This is a genomic window from Brevibacillus sp. M2.1A, from assembly GCF_013284355.2.
Taxonomy (GTDB): domain Bacteria; phylum Bacillota; class Bacilli; order Brevibacillales; family Brevibacillaceae; genus Brevibacillus.
Window position 1 is genome coordinate 2791248 of the sequence record NZ_JABSUY020000001.1, and the last position, 15993, is coordinate 2807240.

Below are 15993 nucleotides of genomic sequence, written 5' to 3' on the forward strand. Positions count from 1 at the left end.
ATTAGCAAAATGAAATTTGTTAAAGGAATCGTCATCCTGTTGGCTTTTTATGGGGTAGGCGTAGCTGCGAGCAAATGGCTGCATATTCCCCTGCCCGGTAACCTGGTGGGAATGCTGCTGTTAACACTGGGACTGTGTATGGGATGGATACGAATGGACTGGGTAGAACAAGCGGGTACTTTTTTAATTAGACATATGTTGCTCTTTTTCGTACCGATCATCGTCGGAGTTGCTTCCTATTTAAACGTATTCACGCAAAACCCATTGCCAATCATACTGTCGATGGTTCTCGGTCCTTTGCTCGTCATGCTTGTAACTGGCGTGGTTGTGCAATGGTATTTGAAGCATCATAAACAAAAATCAGAATCGTCCTTGCCGCAAGAGAGGAGGACTCTGGATGCTTAGTCAATTTTTCGCCATTTTGGTATCGATAGCAGGGTACAAAGGCGCAACCATGATCAACGCTCGATTCCAACGGTTGCAGCCTCTTTTGGTGGCTGTGATCTTGGTCTGGACCATGTGGTGGGCGTTTAGCGGCGATTGGGAGGCGTTTGCTGCCGGAGGATCGTGGATTTCCTTTTGGCTCGGCCCTGCCACGGTGGCACTCGCTATTCCGCTGGCTAAACAGATCAAGGAGTTTGCTCATATTTGGCGCGGTGTTTTGCTTGGTGTATGTGTAGGCTGTGCAGTTGCGATCTTTGTCGTTATGGGGGTTCATTGGTGCTTGGGTTCAGATGAGCTCGTATACAAAAGCATGCTCAGTAAATCCGTGACGACCCCGATTGCGTTGGAGCTAAGTCGTTCCATAGGTGGGGAACCTGCACTTGCAGCCTTTTTTACCGCATTAACGGGGATGGTCGGTGTCATGATTGCCCGTCCTGTTCTCAAATGGGGAAAAATTACCGATGATTGGGCAATCGGGATCGCCATCGGTACGAGTGCACATGCCATTGGTACGGCCAGCTTAAACCGCGTTTCTCCTGTTCAAACGGCAGCGTCCAGTGTCGCAATGATCGTGGCGGGTGTTATTACTTCCATCTACTTGATACCATTTTCTTTCTAATAGTGAGGTCAGTAGGACGACGCTTATCGGGGATCAGCCATTGAATAAACCGGGCTATTTGCGGGACGAATGGGAGCGCGACCAGGGAGCAGACGAGATTGAAGATCGTCTGCGAATGGGCGATCTGCATAGAAGGACTATCCGTTAAAAATGCACTAACGAGGGCAAGCTGGGAAAGAAACGGTAAAAAAATAATCGCGCCTGCGACGTTGAAGAGCGTATGGCACCATGCGACCTGCTTGGATGACGTATTCGTCCCAATAGCAGCAATGACAGCGGTAAAGCAAGTTCCGACATTCGCGCCCAATACGATGGCAAGTGCCGTTTCCATCGAAAGAATTTGATGACTGAGCAGGCCCATCGTGATCACGGTCGTAGCGGAACCGCTATGAATGAGAGCGGTGAAAATAATCCCGGTAATCAAACCGATCCAGATGGAATGGCTGCTCTCCAGAAAAAGCGATCGAAACGTCTCAGACTGCTCCAGAGGCTTCGCCATGACTTTTAATGTATCGATTCCAAGGAAGATCAGTCCGAAGCCGGCGACGACGAGACCAATGCAACGAATATTGCGGCGCGGCATCAGCCAAAGAGCGACTCCGATGAGAAGCATGGGGATGGCAAAAGACTCAAGCTTGAGCGCAACCAGCTCCGTTGTTACAGTCGTGCCTAGATTGGTTCCCAATATGATGCCGACGGTTTGTGTGAACTGGATGATGCCTGCATTCGTCAACCCAATCGTCAGGACGGTTACCGCACTGGAGCTTTGCAAGACAAAAGTAGCGAGTAGACCAACCCAGAAGCTATGGAGTGGGGTACGAGTAAAGCGCCCCATCCATTCTTCCATTTTTTTGCCGGCAAGGTTTTGAAAGCCGGAGCGCATGGCATACATACCGAAAAGAAAAAACGTGAGCCCAAAGGCAAAAGGGGCGAGGATGGAGACTATCACAAGATACGTTCCTCCCTGTCCATTTTTAGCAAGTTACTATAACGCTATGCCTGTACAAGGGCAAGCATGACAAGAGGAGGAATAACTGCATGGCACGTGTGCTATTGAATCAACATCGGAAAAAGCGGCTAGAAGTTGGACATCCGTGGATTTTTCAATCAGAGGTATTAGAAATTCAAGGGGATGTAGAGCCAGGTGAAATCGTCGAGGTCACGAATCACAAAGGACATTTTTTGGCAAAGGGCTACATCAATCCAGCTTCACAAATGATCGTGCGGATTTTGAGCTACGACCAAAAGGAAGAGATCAACTACGACTTTTTCTTGCGCAAAATCAAGGAAGCGGCAGAATTCCGGACGAGATTTGTGGACAATCCGCGGGCTTGCCGTGTCATTTACGGGGAAGCTGACTTTTTGCCAGGATTGATCGTTGATCGCTACGAAGATACATTGGTTGTCCAAGTCCTCTCATTGGGGATAGAGAAGCGCATCGATTGGATTCGGGATGCATTGGTAGAGGTATTTGCACCGACCGGTATTTATTTGCGCAATGATGTGCCTGTCCGTGAACTGGAAGGGCTGACACAGGGCAAAGAAGTCCTGTACGGAGAGTGTCCGCGTGAGGTTTTGATCGAAGAAAACGGATTGAAATACTATGTGGATATCGTAGAGGGGCAAAAGACAGGTTTTTTCTATGATCAGCGGGAAAACCGTGCCTCCATCGCGCCTTTGATGAAGGGCTGGGGCGAAAAGCACGGCATTTCCCTGACGAGCATGGAAGTAGACGGCGAGACAAAGCAGATGCCTGTAGACAAGCGCGGTAAAGTCGTCAAAAATCCGTTTTGGGATGGCGCTGAGGTATTGGAATGCTTTACTCATACCGGTTCCTTTACGCTGAATGCTTGCAAGCACGGTGCGAAAAAAGTGACGGCCCTCGATATTTCCGATCACGCCATCGAAACAGCGAAGCGTAACATTACACTCAATGGCTTTTTGCATCGCGTTGATTTTGTGGTGGCCAATGCATTTGATTACTTGCGTGAAAATGTAGAGGCAGGCAAAAGCTGGGATGTGGTGATTCTTGACCCGCCAGCGTTCGCGAAATCCCGTGGAGCAGTGAAGGGCGCTTGCCGCGGTTACAAAGACATTAACTTAAACGGAATGAAGCTCGTCCGTCCGGGCGGATTTCTCGTTACCGCGTCTTGCTCGTACCATATGTCACCTGAGCTGTTCCTGCAAACGATCCAAGAAGCAGCGGTCGATGCGAAAAAGATATTGCGTCTGATTGAATGGCGAGGCGCGGGCAAGGATCATCCGCAAATCAGTGGGGCTGATGAGGCTCATTACTTGAAATTTGCCATCTTTGAAGTGAGAGATCGTCGATAGAGAAAAAGAAAAACAGCGTCCGCTTAAGAACGGCGCTGTTTTTCTTTTTGGCTTTCAGTCTGATTTAGGACTTTGGTTTTTCGAAAATCAATTCGAAGTATTTGGCCATACCGTCGCCCCCGATGCTTGGCGCAAAGATTTGCACCAAACGCCAGCCTTCCTTGGCGTGCTCGTGGACAACGGTCTGATAATCTTCTTTTGGTTGGCGTCGAAAAGAGGACAGCTCAACTCGGACGAATTTGTATTCAAACATGTTCTTTCCCCCCGCTTGTATCGTCTCTCTTTTTATACGCGCGACGTGCGGAAAGAGTTGCACAAAGAATGTGAATCATTTCGAATAAAGAAATAAGTGCTCATGACAATTGCTTGTCATTTTTTACACGCCTGACGAGATCGAGAGCCTGCTTGAACCCCAGTTCTTTGCCTAAAAAGACTTGTCCTTCGGCGGGGGTAGAAGCGCGGGCCTGGCTTAAGTTTTGAAGCTCGTGGGTCAAGAGATGCTCGACCAGATATAGCTGTACCTGACCAATTTCCCGTTCGCTTTTCCGATCACGCTCCTTGAACTTTGCCCGCTGCTGACTTTCCTCCACATACTTGTCGATATCATCCTCTAAAAAATGTGAGGCATTGGAGATGATATGGCGGTAGTCATCCGTCTTAGAGGGAATGGTACGGATGGTGTGACCGAGATGGGCGAGGAGAAATTTGTTCAAGACGATTGGGTCACGGGTGTAGTTGTTATGCAGCAGGGAGTATTCTCCCAAGAATGAACCGCTGTCCTTATCATAGCTGTGCAATAATGTGTAAGAAGCGCAGTACGTGCAGTACAGTAAATAATCTCTCATGGAAATCCCTCCAAAAAATAGCTCCATGACAGGAATTTTATTTATATGGTATGAGAAAAAACGTGAGCAGGTGATACTTGCTTCTCTTGTTTTTGGCGTTTGGTTTGTGTATGCTAAATGACGGGCTCGGCCCGGTAAATAGAGCAGATGTTGGGCTTTTGCATAGCATAGGAGAGAGTAGAAACTGGGTAGACTCTCCGGGTATCGTACGGAGGGGAAAGGAGCATGACACAGATGGGAAATCAAAAGATTCGACTGGGCATTATTTATGGAGGAAAATCCTCAGAGCATGAAGTTTCATTGCGTACGGCCATGTCCATTATGCAGGCTGTAGATGCAAATAAATATGAGGTAACCCCTGTGTACGTTCAATTGGATGGCTCTTGGGTGACTGGAGAAACACTGGCAGGTCAACTGCCGGATAAGATCGAAGCGTTGCGCTTATCAGCAAAAACACCAGCGATTACCGAGGCAGCAGAGACAGGGCAAGAGCTGGCAGTAACAAGCAAGTCGGGGTCGCTGTTTGCCATGAATGAGCAAATGGATGTTGTTTTCCCTGTGGTTCACGGACCATTTGGGGAAGATGGGACGATTCAGGGGCTGCTGGAATTGGCGAATATCCCGTACGTGGGAACCGGAGTAATGGCTTCCGCTGTCGGAATGGATAAATGGATGATGAAGACCGTCTTTGCACAGGCTGGACTTCCGCAAGTGAAATATGTAGGCTTGCTGCGCTCGCAATGGGAAAAAGGCCAGGACGATGTCATGGATCGGATCGAGCGTGAACTCGGCTATCCGTGTTTCGTCAAACCGGCGAATATGGGCTCCAGCGTAGGGATTAACAAAGCGAAAAATCGTGAGGAGCTCAAGCACGCATTAGATGTCGCTGCCAAATTCGACCGCAGATTGATTGTGGAAGAGTTCGTTCAAGTCCGTGAGTTGGAGATTGGCGTTTTGGGGAATGAAGAGCTGATGACTTCTGTCGTTGGGGAAGTCATTGCCGCTAAAGAATTTTACGATTACGAAGCCAAGTACAAGGGGGCGGGAACAGAGCTCTCCATTCCTGCCATCGTTCCCGAGCATGTATCCGAACAAATTGCGGATATTGCCAAGCAGGCATTCCAAGCACTCGATGGCTCTGGCCTTTCTCGCGTAGACTTTTTCTGGGATGAGAAAAACGACAAGCTCTATATCAACGAAGTGAATACGATGCCAGGCTTTACGCCGTTTAGCATGTATCCAATGCTTTTCCAAGCAGCGGGTGTGAGCTACAGCGAGCTGATCGATCGTCTGGTGCAACTCGCTATCGATCGACATGCCGATAAAGGTCGCAACGTCGTAGATGCGGAAGAGTTGGATTAATCATGAGAAAAAAGATGCTGATGAATCGGCATCTTTTTTCTTTTTATGTAGGAGGGAGGAACTAATTTCGGTCAGCGCATTTCTTTGAATTGTATAAGACGAATTTTATTGCTTGAAATGAGAATGATAATCGTTTACATTATACATGGGACGTTTTACCAGTTATGTAAGTTGCAATGCTTGAAATAAAAAAATTGGATCAAGCAAGAGGAGAGGTAACATGTTCGTAGTCAAGCATATCGCAGAGCATGCAACGATGCAGAGCTTTCTCAATTGTTATCTCCGAGAAACAGGTAGGGGCGAGTGGATCAATCGGAAAGACGAGATTACGAAGCAGCTAACGAAAATCATACAGCCGAGTACAACAGGTACGTACCTTCATTGCGAACTCCCGCATCAGGGGATTTCCCTCTATGTCGGTGTCAAATATCATTCGGTGACAGGCAGGCATCTGTTTCATTATCCAGCTTGCTATCGAAGTGGTGACTGTACTCGATTCGTCAAAGCGGACTATTTGACATTAGCGGTTCTTTTGATTAAAGAGCTAACGCTTCAGCATGGGGAAAATGCAGTTCCAGATGAATTGGTCTTGCGTATGATTCAAAGCTGCCAAAGCATTGAGAAGTTTGTTCGGACTCGCCAAAGTAATGCGGAGATTTTATATGGCGTAGAACAAAGCTTTATCGAAGCAGAACAGGCACTTTTGTTCGGTCACTTGTTTCATCCAACCCCGAAGAGTCAGCAAGGAATTCCTGATGCCAAGCAAGCGTTGTATGCACCGGAGTGTTGCGGGAAGTTTCAACTCCACCTGTTTGCTGCCCATCCGTCGATTGTTCACGAAAAATCTGGACTAACAAAATCCGCTACGCAATTACTGAAGGATGAGTTTCCTTCGATATCTGATGTCGATCCGTCATTTTCAATCGTCCCGATTCATCCGCTTCAAGCAGAATGGTTGCTTGAACAGGTAGCCGTACAATCCTTGATCGGGAAAGGGTTGCTTCTATACCTGGGGCCAGCGGGTGAGGAGTATATGGCGACATCTTCTCTTCGAACGGTTTATCATCCTGAGAAGAAATACATGCTCAAGCTGTCCGTCCCAATCAAAGTTACGAATTCATTACGGATCAACAAGTTAAGTGAGATGGAGATCGGTTTAGAGGCGAAGCAACTTTTTGAAACAGGGATAGGTGAAGTGAGTCGCAAGTATCCAGGCTTTGGCTTTATCTCTGATCCGGCTTACATCACGATCACGTTGGATCAGGCGAAAGAATCCGGATTTGAAGTGATCCTGCGTGATAATCCCTTTATGGGGAGGAATGCAGAGCAAGTCACGCAAATCGCGGCACTCGTTCAAGATCCACTTCCCGGTTACAAGAGTAGGTTGGCAACGATCATTCACCATCTGGCACAAAAAGAAGGGAAGTCACAGGAAGTAGTTAGTTTGGAATGGTTTAAGCGGTATGTAGATATTTCTTTGAAGCCAATGGTATGGCTTTATCTAAAATACGGAATCGGCTTGGAAGCCCATCAACAGAATAGTGTTGTCATGCTTAAAGACGGATACCCCGATCAGTTCTTTTATCGTGATAATCAAGGCTACTATTTCTCAGAATCGATGCAAGAAGTATTAGAGGCAGAATTGCCTGGGGTTGGCAAGGCGAGCAGGAACATTTACAAAGACAATCTAGTAGATGAGCGAATCACTTATTACATGATTTTTAACCATATGTTTGGACTCATTAATGGATTTGGAACGGAAGGATTAATTGACGAACAAATCTTATTGGCAGAGATGCATGAGGTTTTGACGGAGTTTTTACCGATGAATCGAGAGGCGTCGAAGTTTCTGGAGAATCTACTCACGCGCGAACAGCTTCCGTGTAAGGCGAATTTGCTCACGCGCTTCTATGATTTGGATGAATTAACCCAACCGGAAGAGAGATCATCTGTTTTTGTTTACATAGATAATCCTTTAGCAAAAGTAAAACAGACGGAAAAGGCAGGGCTGCATGCTTTTGGATAGCTTACTAGCATCTAGCTTGAAGAGACTTGGAGGATAACGTATGGAGTTAACAATACAAGATTTCTCGATTGAAGAGGCACTTCACTCGCCCCAGTACGTGCAGGTGAGAAGACGGGTGTTTCGACAATGCATCGAGTCTTTATTATATGAGGGAATTTTGATCCCTGAGACCCTTCAAGAGGGGGACGAAACGATTTACACCCTGCATGGGCTTGATGAGGGTGAACTGCCTGTTCGCTATCTTTGCCGAGGGCGGAAAAGTGCCAGTTTTGGGCTTGTTCGTTTAGGGAAGGACCCCGTTACCCGTGTTGTTTACGATCAAAACGGGGTTGAAAAGCAAGAATCTGAAGCGGTATCCCTCACTCGTTTTTTAGTGGAAGTCTTTCGAACGAACACGGTAGATGAACAAAGACTGAAGCTATTTGCCAATGACTTGGAACAAACGCTGTTAAAGGATACATTGTCCCAATACTATCGGATACAAAATGATATTCGGATGCAGGGCAAATCGTACGATGAGCTGGAAGGTGATCTGATGGATGGTCACCCTTACCATCCTAGCTATAAATCACGTGTTGGCTTTAGCTATGTAGATCATTTTGCCTATGGTCCTGAATTTAAGCAGGAAGTTCATTTTCTTTGGTTAGCAATACATAAGCAATATTCTCAAGTATCCATTGATCAAGGAAGGAATTTCGATGACCTTCTTTTGGATGAAATAGGGCGAGAGCAAAAAGAAGCCTTTCAACAAATCATCGTCAATCATGGATGCGATCCTGATCAGTACGCCTTTGTGCCTGTCCATCCGTGGCAGTGGCGCAATCATATCGTGCCTGGGTTCCAAGACGATATCCATCGCAAACAGATCATTGTGCTAGGTGCAGGCTCTGATGGTCATCGTCCACAACAATCCATCCGCACATTTGCTAACAAAAGTAATCCGCATAAACCGTATCTGAAACTCTCGATGAACGTAGTGAATACTTCAGCTCCACGTCATCTCACGCCGCACTCACTGGCTAGTGCCCCCATTGTTTCGAGGTGGCTCAAGGGGATTACGGACGCAGATGCCTATTTGCGAGATGTGCAAAAGGTGATCATGCTCCAGGAGTTTGCGGCAGTGGCATACGATCCTCCACCTGCTTCTGAACTAGTGGAAATGGTTACATTCGGGGTAATTGGGTGCATGTGGAGAGAAAGTCTCATCCCTCATCTCGAAGCCGGAGAAGAGGCGGTTCCTTATAACGCATTAGCGGCAGTAGAGGTGGATGGGATGCCATTCATTGACCCTTGGGTTCGTAAGCAAGGGCTAGAAAATTGGCTTGTGCGATTATTGGAAAGCAGTGTATTGCCAGTCGTTCATATTCTTGTGAAACACGGAATTGCAATGGAAACCCACGCGCAGAATATGGTCTTGGTGCATCGGGATGGTGTCCCTACTCGGGTAGCATTGAAGGATTTTCATGAAGATTTGATTTTTTGCCAACCGTTCTTGAGTGAGCCAGACAAATGCCCGAACTTCGCGGAAGTGCACGAATATTACGCAACAAAGCCCGATGATGTGATGTTTCACATGAATCAAACATCAACAGTCAGGGATTTGACATTGGAGACTTTATTTATGATCAATCTGGGGCAACTTGCACGGCTATTAGAGGAGCATTACGGCTATGCCGAAGAGAACTTCTGGGAGATGGCCGTTCAGGTATTGGAGGGTCACCAACAACGATTCCCGGAATTGGTGGAGCGATTTAAGCGATTTGATCTGTTTGTTCCATGCGTGCAAGTAGAGAAATTGACCAAGAAAAAGCTATATACAACGAAGGAGAACTATCATTTACATGAAGTTCCCAATCCTTTGTTCGAGGCAAGGAAAAGGCTTCATTCCATGGCTGTGGGAGGTTACTAGCATGTTCATTGTAAATCAAAACGAGATTTCTGTGCATGAATTGGAGAGACATAAGCAAGGGTTCGAAAGCATGGATCATTTTCGGCAGCCAGAAGGAAAGAGGTATGCAGTCTGCTTGGCTGACCCACTTGACGTGATTAGTCTTGTTCAATATTTACGTGAGCATAATGGCTCGGTGTTGTTAATTCATGGGGAAACCCCGATGGAAACAGCCTATCAAATGGCAGTGAAGGCAAGATGTTATGGGCTTGTCTATCAAGAGACGAAGCACTTCATGTCCATCACGGATAAACAACAGAGCGAAAAACCATCGCTCTACCAATATAGCTCAGGTACGACGGGAGACGCGAAGCTAATCGGAAGAAGCTGGGATGATATCCAAACAGAAATTCATGCTTACAACCAGTTATTCCAAGGTGAGGAAGCGTTAACCCCGATCGTGCTGGCATCTGTGACACATTCGTATGGATTGATATGTGGAGTATTGGCAGCCCTGGAACGGGGAAGTAAGCCTTCGATTGTGACGCACAAAAATCCGAAGTTTGCTTTGCAAGTGATTCAAGATACTCCCCAGCATATTGTTTATGGTCTGCCAGTCTTTTATCACATCTTATCCAGCTTTACGCGAGAGCAGGTACGCTTTCACCGGTTAATGACATCAGGAGCCCCCATGCCAGAAGGCTTGTTTCTAAAGCTGCAAGGCATGAGCGACATCTTGATGCAACAATATGGTTGCTCTGAGGCGGGGTGCGTCAGTATGAGCAAACAGATGCGGTCGCATACAGATCTGGGGGTTCCCCTTTCCCATGTAACCATGACAACAGGCGAAAAGGAAGACCAACCTGATGAAATTAAGATTTGGAATGGACAGAACGAAATAGCGACGCAGGATTTAGGTTTTTGGACAGGAGAAGGACACATTCAATTTGTATCAAGGATGGATGATGTAATAAACGTCTCTGGCTTAAAGGTATTTCCTTTAGAGGTCGAGGATGTCATTTTGAAAATGAATGGGACAAAAGAAGTGGTCGTGTATCGTGGACGTCATCCAGTCATGGGAGAGATTGTGAAGGCGCAGGTTATTACTGAGGGAGGAACGACTCCTGAACAAATCAGGGAATGGTGCCAAGATCGTTTGCCAGGCTATAAAGTCCCATTTGACATCCAATGTGTGACGAGCATTCCTAAGACAGCCACCGGAAAAATCAGCCGTCGATTAGTAGAAATGGAGACGATCAGCAAATGACACGAACAGAAAGAATCGAGCAAATTCATACGATCATGACCGAAAAATTAAAATTATCGCATATCGTCAAGCTAGAGGAGTCCATGCGATTGAATGAGGATCTACATATTGATTCGATCATGCTATTGCAACTGATTGTGTATATCGAGGAAGATTTGAAATTGGTCGTACCTGCTCATGAGTTGGATCCACGAATCTTCCAAACGGTCGGATCACTGCTTACTTTTGTTGAACAGCTGGAACCGCAGCATGTATCGAATTAGCGTCTATACAAACATCGAGTGGGGGATACAGAATGGTTAAGGTTCATTGCATTATTTCATGCCTATGCGAAGTGATAAAGCGCCGCACAAAAATTGATTATCGTCCCTATTATTTTGGCATATGGGATGCCGAGTACTCCATTACGGATCAAGGTGTGGTCACCTATTACATTGATAACCATGAGGAGATCATCAAGGGATATGAGCGACTTTTCCGAGCGAAAGTAACGGAATGGTATGATCATTCCCGAGATAAAGCCTCCAATTTGGACATGTTCTTAGAGTTAATTGATAAGCGTACCGAGGATCAGTTTGTCCTTGTTCAGATAGACATGTCGCTGGTTCCAGAACGAGATAATAAATTTGCATTGAAGCCATTCCCGCATTTTTTGATGATTTCAAAGACGGAGAATGAAGATGAGTGGTTTATGTTTGACCCGGATTTTCGTTGGGAGGGCAATGTGAAGAAGGAGACGGTGATCAAAGCCTTCTTGGAAAATCCGTTTGGTGGCGGCTTTATGGTGGATGCGAGTGAAATTAAGGAACCAACCTATGAAATGATCCATGACTATTTCTACGACACACTCAAGCGTGATCATAACCCATTTACCCTTGAGTTGAAGCAATTGATTACAGACATGGCAGAAGGGCGCAATGGATACAACTTGGACATGTTGCTTGCGGCAGTGACTCAGGTAAAAGTGATTGCGATCCGTAAATACAGCTACGAGTATGCATTTCTCTATCTGCAAGATTACCTGCAATACCATCGTGATGAGTTTTTGCGTATCGCCTATAAAGTGGAGGACATCTACCAAGGGTTTACAACAGCTCAGTACTTGTCTGTCAAAATGGCGATGACCAAGAATCTGGCGTTGTTGCCTCCGATTATCGAGGCGTTAGAAGAGATTGATCTGATTGAACTAGAAGTGAAAAAAGAGCTGGAACGTCAGTTTGTACTGTGGACCCAAATGGATAAAAGTCTCGTCGCTGTAGATGAAAAAGGGTGGAGGTAAAGATCAAATGAAACTCTCATTGTGCACAATTACTTTTCGCCACCAGTTGATTTCGTTTGAACAGATTGTTCGGTTTGCTCATCGTCATCATTTTGATGGAATAGAGTTATGGGGAACCCACGCTCAACATCTGTACGATCATGATCGATTAGAGATGGAGGAGCAGGTAAGGTCGGTCAGGGATCAAGGCATGAGTATCTCCATGCTTAGCGATTATCTGGATATTGCTACTTCGTCTGGATTTCAGCGTACGCTGGAAAAAGCAAAAAGACTCATTTCACTGGCAAATTGGCTACATGTGAAGCAAATCAGGACGTTTGCCGGACAGAAGGCAAGTCAAGAAGTTGGGCCAGAAGAGCGTGCACGCTATGTGCATCATTTGCAAATCTTATGTAAGCTGTGTCAAGAGCACGGGATTCAGCTTTTGGTCGAAACACATCCGAACACGCTTACAGATTCGCTGAGTTCTACACTTGCTTTGTTGCGGGAAGTCAATCATCCTGCACTAAAAGTGAATCTTGATTTTCTTCATGTCTGGGAATCCGGTGCTGATCCGATCGATGCGTACGAGCAATTGAAACCGTGGGTAGCTCATTATCATTTGAAAAATATTTCTTCATCGAATCATCTGCCGGTATTCGCTCCGCATAATGTATATGCCCCTAACGGTGATCGTGAGGGAATGGTACTGCTTGGTGAAGGTGTTGTAGACTATGGGCCAATTTTAGAAAAGATTGCGGATACGGATTATTTTGCATCTATTGAATGGTTTGGTCAGAGTCCGCAGCGTGTATTAGTGGAAGAGATAGAATGGTTGCGAAAGGCAATGATGGTTAGTGCGTAAGTGAGAAAAGGTCGGAGGCGCAGGGGTGCTTCCGATTTTTTTTTTTATGTAAAAGGAAACCAAGTGCTCCCAGCGAGCGTCTACGTATTGATTACTTATTCGGGAGGACCCTTGATGAAAAAACACCTATTGCTCTCATGTTTGCTGATTTCCTTGCTGGGCATCCTTGTTCCTGGACAAATCAATGCTTCTGCTCCTGCAAAGGCAGACCCTCGCAAACCAGAGCCAGTCGTCATCTATAAAGTCACAGTAGATGGAAAAGTGACAAAAACCGTGACGAACATGCCCTTGATTCACCGGGCGAACATGTCGCCATCGGGGCGGTTTGTATACGGGGAGCGAATCGGATACGGAAAGGCAGACCGAACCATACCGTACTTGTACGATATGCAAACAAAAAAGATGACGCAGCTATCCGGCTATGGCAAATGGTCGCCAAAGCAAGACGTACTCTACGTTCGTGAAAATGGCGGTATCGTAAAGCTCAGTCTGCCAGACGGCAAAAAAACGGTACTCGTCCCGGCAGCAGCTCAGTATCCTGTCCTTGATTTTTCCGTTTCACCGGATGAACAGTACATGGCGTTCACCCGTATGGACATGCTCTCTTCCAATTCCAAAGTAAGCGGTCACTTGTACTTGCAGCACCTGCCAACACTCAAAATGAAAAAGAATGACCAATATGAGTGGAAGGTAGATCATTACGCACCACAAGAGAAGTTTTATTGGATGCCAAATTCCAAAAAGCTGTTTTACCGGACGCAAACAGCCTTCAAAGAGCTTGATTTGCCAACAGGGTTAAAATACGAACACAAAATGACCGACTTTCCTTCTTATTCGAATGATATGAAGTACCGGTATATGCGAACGGAAAAAGAAGAATACATGCTGGATCTGCCAGCGGGGAAAAAATTGATTTTGAAGTCGTCCTTTTATCCTGATAACGATTTGAAACAGATTTTCTGGTCACCGGGAGGGAATCAGTTTGCAGCAGAAGTATATGTACATCCATCAAATTCACAAGACTCGTATGGGGCCATCCGCTTTTGCAAGCAGGTGAAAAATTGCAACGATCCATTCAGTGATCCGAAGAAAGGCTTACCAAACCCGTATTTGAGCTCTGCTGATAACTATCGCATCATTGGCTGGGCAAAGGATGGGAAATCGTACTACGTAGCCGATCTTGCTTCTACTCACTATACGGCTTTCGCGCTTGATAAGCTCGATATTTACAACGAAATCTATGAGCAGCGCTAACCAACAAATTCGGCTAATCTTCAGGTTCGCTTTCGCAGGGGGAGAATCCAATGAAGTAGCGGGGGAAAGAGGAATCGCTACCTTTCAGGAAGTTTTGGATCACCATCAAGGCAAAAAAGTCGCGATTGGCATCCATGGAAACATCATGACGATCATTATGAATCACTACGATCCATCATACGATTTCTCCTTTTGAAAAAAGACCTCGATGCCCGATATTTATCATCTAAGCTTTGAGGAAGATCGATTAATCCAGGTAGAACGTCTGTGGAATGATAATGACAAGCGCTAAAAAACAAGCCGTCTCCCGTATGATACGAGAGGCGGCTGTTCTCTTACTATTATTCGTGACCTTCGAGATCAGTAATAAGCGTCCATAAAGACATACCTTTGGAAGCCTTGAACAAAAAGGCATGTTTTTCATCCCGCAGCGGCAGCAGAGCAGCCAATGCCTCTGCTTTGGTCGAGAAATGCAGCTTTTTGCCCGAATAAGCATCATGGAGATGACGTGAATCCTCACCGATTGTCACGAGCAGCTCGAAGCGCTCAGCGATGTCTTGAAGCGAGGCTCCGACGCCCGCGTGCATAGCCGCACTTTCTGGACCGAGCTCATACATGTCACCTAGCACAACGACTCTCGCGCGCTTAGGGTACAGCTCAGCAAAGGTCCGTACGGCGGCTTCCATGGAAACGGGGCTGGCATTGTACGCATCACTGATATACACAGTACCGTGCTTCCCGTTCATTTGCTCAAACCGCATGGCGGAGAGCTGAACGGTGGACAAAGCGTGAACAATTTGCTCCGTATCCATTCCGAGTCTCTTGGCAATCGCGACAGCAGGCAGTGCATTCAGGACACTGTGGCGGCCATGCAACGGCAGGAATGCCTCGAAATTCTCCCCGGAGGCTAAGCATACTTTGAAACGAGTCCCGCTTTCAACCGTTTCGATTTGCTCGGCCCAAATATCCGCCTTCTCATTAACAGAGTAGTACATGATTTCACCCGGATACAGATGGGCTATCATCCGTAGATACTCCGAATCCTTGTTGAGCAGCACGAGCCCGTCCAGAGCGGTATGAGGAAGCAGCTCTGCCTTTGCGAGAGCAATTTTTTCACGCGTGCCAAAATACTCAATATGAGACTCTCCGATAAATGTAATCACGCTAATATCTGGCTGAACCAGCGATGCGAGCAGATCGATTTCACCGGCGTGGTTCATCCCGAGCTCCAGTACAGCAGCTTGATGTTTTTCTTCCATCTGCAATAATGACAAAGGTACACCGATGTGGTTGTTGAAGTTTTTATACGTCTTGTATACGGGCGAACGGCTGGCAAGTACGTGTGCCACGATGTCCTTTACGGTTGTTTTCCCGATACTTCCTGTAATGGCGATGCGAGGGAAAGAAAAGCTTTTCCGATAAGCGGCAGCCAGCTTTTGAAAGCCACGCAGTGTATCGTTGACGAGAATTAATCCAAAATCGTTTGGCAAGTTCCCAGGAATCTTATCCTGATTCGAAACGAGAGCAGCTACAGCTCCGTGTTCAGCGGCTTGTAACAAAAAATCATGTCCATCCCGTGCGCCGCCTGTCAGCGCTACAAACAAAGATCCCGCAGTCAGCTCGCGGGTATCAAAGTGAACGGATGACAAGGCAAGCCCTGGGGAACCAGCGAGCAAAATCCCTTCTGCGTTGATTGCTGCCTGATCCAGTGCAATTGGTTTCATCTGCACGAACTCCTTTGATCCGTAGTAACCTCGAAGTCATGCTACCATGCGTTAGGTAGCGCCGCAAGACAAAAGTGAGGGAATGTGATACGATCAATTCTTACATA

Annotated in this window: 16 protein-coding genes; 12 read left to right on the forward strand and 4 right to left on the reverse strand. The window is 46.5% G+C overall.

The genetic code is table 11. The annotated features are described in order from the left end of the window. The first annotated feature begins 9 nt into the window (after positions 1-9). Both HP567_RS13775 and HP567_RS13780 read left to right on the forward strand, forming a co-directional pair. Positions 10-405 carry a CidA/LrgA family protein gene (locus tag HP567_RS13775; RefSeq protein ID WP_173611475.1) on the forward strand — a complete coding sequence of 132 codons (396 nt, stop codon included), beginning with the start codon at positions 10-12 and terminating at the stop codon, positions 403-405. After that, the gene (locus HP567_RS13780) at positions 398-1063 is read left to right on the forward strand and encodes an LrgB family protein (protein ID WP_173611474.1); all 666 of its coding nucleotides are present in this window, start codon (positions 398-400) and stop codon (positions 1061-1063) included. Before HP567_RS13775 ends, HP567_RS13780 begins: the two co-directional genes overlap by 8 nt. Here HP567_RS13780 and HP567_RS13785 read toward each other — a convergent pair. Continuing rightward, on the reverse strand, positions 1029-2012 hold the full coding sequence (locus tag HP567_RS13785) for a Na/Pi cotransporter family protein (protein WP_173611473.1): 984 nt from the start codon (positions 2010-2012) through the stop codon (positions 1029-1031). The genes HP567_RS13780 and HP567_RS13785 overlap by 35 nt on opposite strands. Before the next feature lie 89 nt (positions 2013-2101). Here HP567_RS13785 and HP567_RS13790 point away from each other — a divergent pair, with 89 nt between their 5' ends. Continuing rightward, positions 2102-3397, forward strand: coding sequence for a class I SAM-dependent rRNA methyltransferase (locus HP567_RS13790; RefSeq protein ID WP_173611472.1), 1296 nt, complete (start codon positions 2102-2104; stop codon positions 3395-3397). Between the two features lie 64 nt (positions 3398-3461). Here HP567_RS13790 and HP567_RS13795 read toward each other — a convergent pair whose 3' ends face one another. Next, complete coding sequence (locus HP567_RS13795; RefSeq protein ID WP_007727654.1) at positions 3462-3650, reverse strand: DUF4177 domain-containing protein; 189 nt, start codon at positions 3648-3650, stop codon at positions 3462-3464. Between the two features lie 100 nt (positions 3651-3750). Then, positions 3751-4242, reverse strand: a complete 492-nt coding sequence (locus tag HP567_RS13800) for a hypothetical protein (RefSeq protein ID WP_173611471.1) — start codon at positions 4240-4242, stop codon at positions 3751-3753. A 234-nt stretch (positions 4243-4476) separates the two neighbouring features. Here HP567_RS13800 and HP567_RS13805 point away from each other — a divergent pair, with 234 nt between their 5' ends. The 9 genes from HP567_RS13805 to HP567_RS30000 all read left to right on the forward strand — a co-directional run bounded on the left by HP567_RS13805 (position 4477) and on the right by HP567_RS30000 (position 14358). Further along, positions 4477-5604, forward strand: a complete 1128-nt coding sequence (locus HP567_RS13805; protein WP_173611638.1) for a D-alanine--D-alanine ligase — start codon at positions 4477-4479, stop codon at positions 5602-5604. Positions 5605-5824: 220 nt separating this feature from the next. Beyond that, entirely contained in the window at positions 5825-7630 is a 1806-nt protein-coding gene (locus HP567_RS13810) for an IucA/IucC family protein (protein WP_173611470.1), read from the forward strand. Between the two features lie 40 nt (positions 7631-7670). After that, positions 7671-9539, forward strand: coding sequence for an IucA/IucC family protein (locus tag HP567_RS13815; RefSeq protein WP_173611469.1), 1869 nt, complete (start codon positions 7671-7673; stop codon positions 9537-9539). Position 9540: 1 nt separating this feature from the next. Continuing rightward, positions 9541-10785: an AMP-binding protein gene (locus tag HP567_RS13820; RefSeq protein WP_173611468.1), complete on the forward strand. Its 1245-nt coding sequence runs from the start codon at positions 9541-9543 to the stop codon at positions 10783-10785. Then, positions 10782-11048, forward strand: coding sequence for a petrobactin biosynthesis protein AsbD (gene asbD, locus HP567_RS13825; protein ID WP_173611467.1), 267 nt, complete (start codon positions 10782-10784; stop codon positions 11046-11048). Before HP567_RS13820 ends, asbD begins: the two co-directional genes overlap by 4 nt. A 32-nt stretch (positions 11049-11080) precedes the next feature. After that, positions 11081-12064: a DUF6005 family protein gene (locus HP567_RS13830; protein WP_173611466.1), complete on the forward strand. Its 984-nt coding sequence runs from the start codon at positions 11081-11083 to the stop codon at positions 12062-12064. 7 nt (positions 12065-12071) lie between these two features. Further along, positions 12072-12908 (forward strand): sugar phosphate isomerase/epimerase family protein, encoded by an 837-nt coding sequence (locus tag HP567_RS13835; RefSeq protein ID WP_173611465.1) that lies wholly within the window; start codon positions 12072-12074, stop codon positions 12906-12908. Between the two features lie 114 nt (positions 12909-13022). Then, positions 13023-14162, forward strand: a complete 1140-nt coding sequence (locus tag HP567_RS13840; protein ID WP_173611464.1) for a hypothetical protein — start codon at positions 13023-13025, stop codon at positions 14160-14162. Continuing rightward, positions 14149-14358, forward strand: coding sequence for a histidine phosphatase family protein (locus tag HP567_RS30000; protein WP_173611463.1), 210 nt, complete (start codon positions 14149-14151; stop codon positions 14356-14358). Before HP567_RS13840 ends, HP567_RS30000 begins: the two co-directional genes overlap by 14 nt. A gap of 145 nt (positions 14359-14503) precedes the next feature. Here the strand turns inward: HP567_RS30000 and HP567_RS13845 are convergent, their stop codons facing one another. After that, entirely contained in the window at positions 14504-15886 is a 1383-nt protein-coding gene (locus tag HP567_RS13845) for a UDP-N-acetylmuramoyl-tripeptide--D-alanyl-D-alanine ligase (RefSeq protein WP_173611462.1), read from the reverse strand. Positions 15887-15993 lie beyond the last annotated feature (107 nt).

Coding starts and splice junctions, on each gene's coding strand:
- HP567_RS13775 (WP_173611475.1), top strand. CDS start 10: ATGAAATTTGTTAAAGGAATCGTCATCCTGTTGGCTTTTTATGGGGTA.
- HP567_RS13780 (WP_173611474.1), top strand. CDS start 398: ATGCTTAGTCAATTTTTCGCCATTTTGGTATCGATAGCAGGGTACAAA.
- HP567_RS13790 (WP_173611472.1), top strand. CDS start 2,102: ATGGCACGTGTGCTATTGAATCAACATCGGAAAAAGCGGCTAGAAGTT.
- HP567_RS13795 (WP_007727654.1), bottom strand. CDS start 3,650: ATGTTTGAATACAAATTCGTCCGAGTTGAGCTGTCCTCTTTTCGACGC.
- HP567_RS13800 (WP_173611471.1), bottom strand. CDS start 4,242: ATGAGAGATTATTTACTGTACTGCACGTACTGCGCTTCTTACACATTA.
- HP567_RS13805 (WP_173611638.1), top strand. CDS start 4,477: ATGGGAAATCAAAAGATTCGACTGGGCATTATTTATGGAGGAAAATCC.
- HP567_RS13810 (WP_173611470.1), top strand. CDS start 5,825: ATGTTCGTAGTCAAGCATATCGCAGAGCATGCAACGATGCAGAGCTTT.
- HP567_RS13815 (WP_173611469.1), top strand. CDS start 7,671: ATGGAGTTAACAATACAAGATTTCTCGATTGAAGAGGCACTTCACTCG.
- HP567_RS13820 (WP_173611468.1), top strand. CDS start 9,541: ATGTTCATTGTAAATCAAAACGAGATTTCTGTGCATGAATTGGAGAGA.
- asbD (WP_173611467.1), top strand. CDS start 10,782: ATGACACGAACAGAAAGAATCGAGCAAATTCATACGATCATGACCGAA.
- HP567_RS13830 (WP_173611466.1), top strand. CDS start 11,081: ATGGTTAAGGTTCATTGCATTATTTCATGCCTATGCGAAGTGATAAAG.
- HP567_RS13835 (WP_173611465.1), top strand. CDS start 12,072: ATGAAACTCTCATTGTGCACAATTACTTTTCGCCACCAGTTGATTTCG.
- HP567_RS13840 (WP_173611464.1), top strand. CDS start 13,023: ATGAAAAAACACCTATTGCTCTCATGTTTGCTGATTTCCTTGCTGGGC.
- HP567_RS30000 (WP_173611463.1), top strand. CDS start 14,149: ATGAGCAGCGCTAACCAACAAATTCGGCTAATCTTCAGGTTCGCTTTC.
- HP567_RS13845 (WP_173611462.1), bottom strand. CDS start 15,886: ATGAAACCAATTGCACTGGATCAGGCAGCAATCAACGCAGAAGGGATT.